Raw genomic sequence first — 2,464 nt, forward strand, 5'->3', positions numbered from 1 at the left:
GATAGCGGAAGAAATTGGCACAGCCAGGGCTGAAGGAAAGATCGACACAGTTACACAGATTGTTGCCCATGCTGGTCTTGGTTGCTTAAAAGGTGCTATTGCAAGCGGTGCTTGCTCTGCTGGTGCCGTGGGTGGTGCTGTGGGTGAAGCTACCGCAATGCTTCAGTTTAAACTGTGGGTGAAGGGCATTGTAAAAGAGGAAATGGGGGACCTGAAGGGTCGCACACCAACTCCTGAAGAACAAGCCCGCATTACGGCAAGGATTGATGCTGAATTTGCTTCCTTTAGAGACAACACCATTAATGTTGCACGGGCTGCGGGTGGCTTTGCTGCTGGCCTTGCCGGTGGTGATGTGAATAGCGGTGCCGATGCGGCAGGAAATGCCGCGGAAAACAACTACCTCAGCAGCGCTCAACAAGCACAGATGGAGAAAGAGTTAAAAGAATGCCATGATTATTTGTGTAAAACAAAAGTGTGGGCGAAATGGTCTGCGATTAGTGGTGGGCAAGATATAAGTCTTGCAGCTGGTGTGGTTGCTGGTGTGCCTGCTGAAATATACGATACGGTTGATGGTTTTGCGCAAATGGCTAGCCATCCCATCGATACTTTGAAGGCACTCAAAGATTTCTTCACAAGTGGTGAGGTGTTGGCGACCATTGGGCAGTCCTATGTAGAGCGTATTGATCATCTGACAGCGGAATATGAAAGAGCAGGGGCAAGTGGCGCCTTTAATGCTGGTGTTGAAATCGGAAAATTATTGACTGAAGTCGCAGCATTGTTTGCTGGAGGTGCTGGGTTAGCCAAGGGTGGTGTAAAGCTTATTGGCAAGCTTTCCGAAAAGGCTCTTAATAAACTTGCTGTTAAGGCTGAAACAACGGCTGCAAAAGTAGGTAGCGAAGTTTCTCAAACACTCGGAAAGATGAGCGATGAAGCTATTGCAACTCAATATTTGGGGCAGGAAAGAAAATTCTGGTCAGCAGATCCCATTGAGGTTGAGTTTGGAATGACTTACAAGGGAGAGAAAATTACTCAGAAAAACAAAGTTTATCAAAGAGATGATCTGTTCGATCCTAACAGAATTTCTGAGTGGGAAGGAAAAAATGGAACAGTAACAGGAACAAATATTGAAAGGATGAAAGCAGGAAGAGCACCTATAGGTTTTGATGGAAGATCTGTTGAGTTGCATCATATGCTGCAAATGCAAGATGGCCCCATAGCAGAGATTAGCTGGACATTTCATAAAGGCAATCACTCAGTTATTCACATTAATCCTAACACGATGGGATCTGGTATTGATAGGGATGCATTTGCTTTGTGGAGACAGAAATACTGGAAAGAACGTGCTAAAGGTTATGAAAAAATAAAGATATAGAAACTAAAAAATAATTTATGGAGAATAATTTATGAAAGCTTATACTTTATCGGATGTTGCACAATTAGTGGATAAATATAGTGATCGTGTTAATTTTGGTACTGCAGATAATGCGGTTAATGATGTCTTAATTGAAAAGGCTGAGAAAACTCTTGGTTTGCAATTTACATCATCTTATAAGAGTTTTTTGAAAAATTACGGAAGAGGAGAAATTGGTTGTGATGAAATATTGAGCGTTCATCGTACGGATTTAGAGATTGCCCGGAGTGATGATATTGTCTATAATCATCTACTCGATATAAAAAATGGTTTTGCAAGACTACAACAACTCGTTGTTTGTGCGAATGATTTTAATGAAATATTTTACTTTGATTATTCTCAGTTTCAGGATGGTGAATGCCCACTCTATTTCAGATTTCCATCAGGAGATCCCCAGTATTATGCCAGTAATTTTTATGAATTTTTATGCAAAAGAATTAAGGATAATCTTGGTTATGATTCATGAAAATTTATACTTTAACTGATGTTGCACAATTAGTGGATAAATATAGTGATATCATAAATTTCGGTACTGCAGAGGATGCAGTTAGCGATGTACGGATTAAAGAGGCTGAAGAAATTCTCGGTTTGCAGTTTACAATTTCTTATAAAGATTTTTTAAAAAATTATAAAGGAGGAGAAATTGGTTATGAGGAAATTTTTAGCATTTATAATGCAAGTTTTGAGGATCATCCTGCTGGTGATATTGTTTATTATCACTTAACAGATATAAGAAATGGTTTAGCAAAACCACAGCAGCTTGTTGTCAGTAGAACTGATTTTGGTGAAACATTTTATTTTGATTATTCTCAGTTTCGGGATGGCGAATGCCCACTTTATGTCGAGCTACCATCTGGGACTTCAGAGTATTATGCGAGTAATTTTTATGAATTCCTCTGCAAAAGAATCACAGCTCGTATAGCATGATATCCTTCGTATGGCAGTTTTATTTACAAAGTGGAATGCTAAGTCGCTATTCTTCTCTTGTTATAAAAAGTAAAATATTATTGTTTGTGGGAATGAGTATTGAATAATCACTTCTGGGAGGATTGT

The 2,464-nt window shown here is 39.4% G+C and carries 3 protein-coding genes; all 3 read left to right on the forward strand.

Annotation, left to right across the window (positions count from 1 at the left end; genetic code table 11):
- Positions 1-1,372, forward strand: a 1,372-nt coding sequence (locus AC0QT4_RS08795; protein ID WP_473201300.1) for an HNH/ENDO VII family nuclease, incomplete at its 5' end; no start/stop codon positions are given.
- 31 nt (positions 1,373-1,403) lie between these two features.
- Positions 1,404-1,877 (forward strand): SMI1/KNR4 family protein, encoded by a 474-nt coding sequence (locus AC0QT4_RS08800; protein ID WP_473201301.1) that lies wholly within the window; start codon positions 1,404-1,406, stop codon positions 1,875-1,877.
- A complete protein-coding gene (locus tag AC0QT4_RS08805) occupies positions 1,874-2,338 on the forward strand; it encodes an SMI1/KNR4 family protein (RefSeq protein ID WP_473201302.1) in 465 nt (154 codons plus the stop codon). The genes AC0QT4_RS08800 and AC0QT4_RS08805 overlap by 4 nt, the downstream gene beginning before the upstream one ends.
- Positions 2,339-2,464 lie beyond the last annotated feature (126 nt).

The sequence above is a fragment of the Bartonella sp. EBT8 genome (genome assembly GCF_055796165.1).

What these genes read in the sequence shown, in the direction of transcription:
- AC0QT4_RS08800 (WP_473201301.1), top strand. Translation starts at nt 1,404, where the DNA reads ATGAAAGCTTATACTTTATCGGATGTTGCACAATTAGTGGATAAATAT.
- AC0QT4_RS08805 (WP_473201302.1), top strand. Translation starts at nt 1,874, where the DNA reads ATGAAAATTTATACTTTAACTGATGTTGCACAATTAGTGGATAAATAT.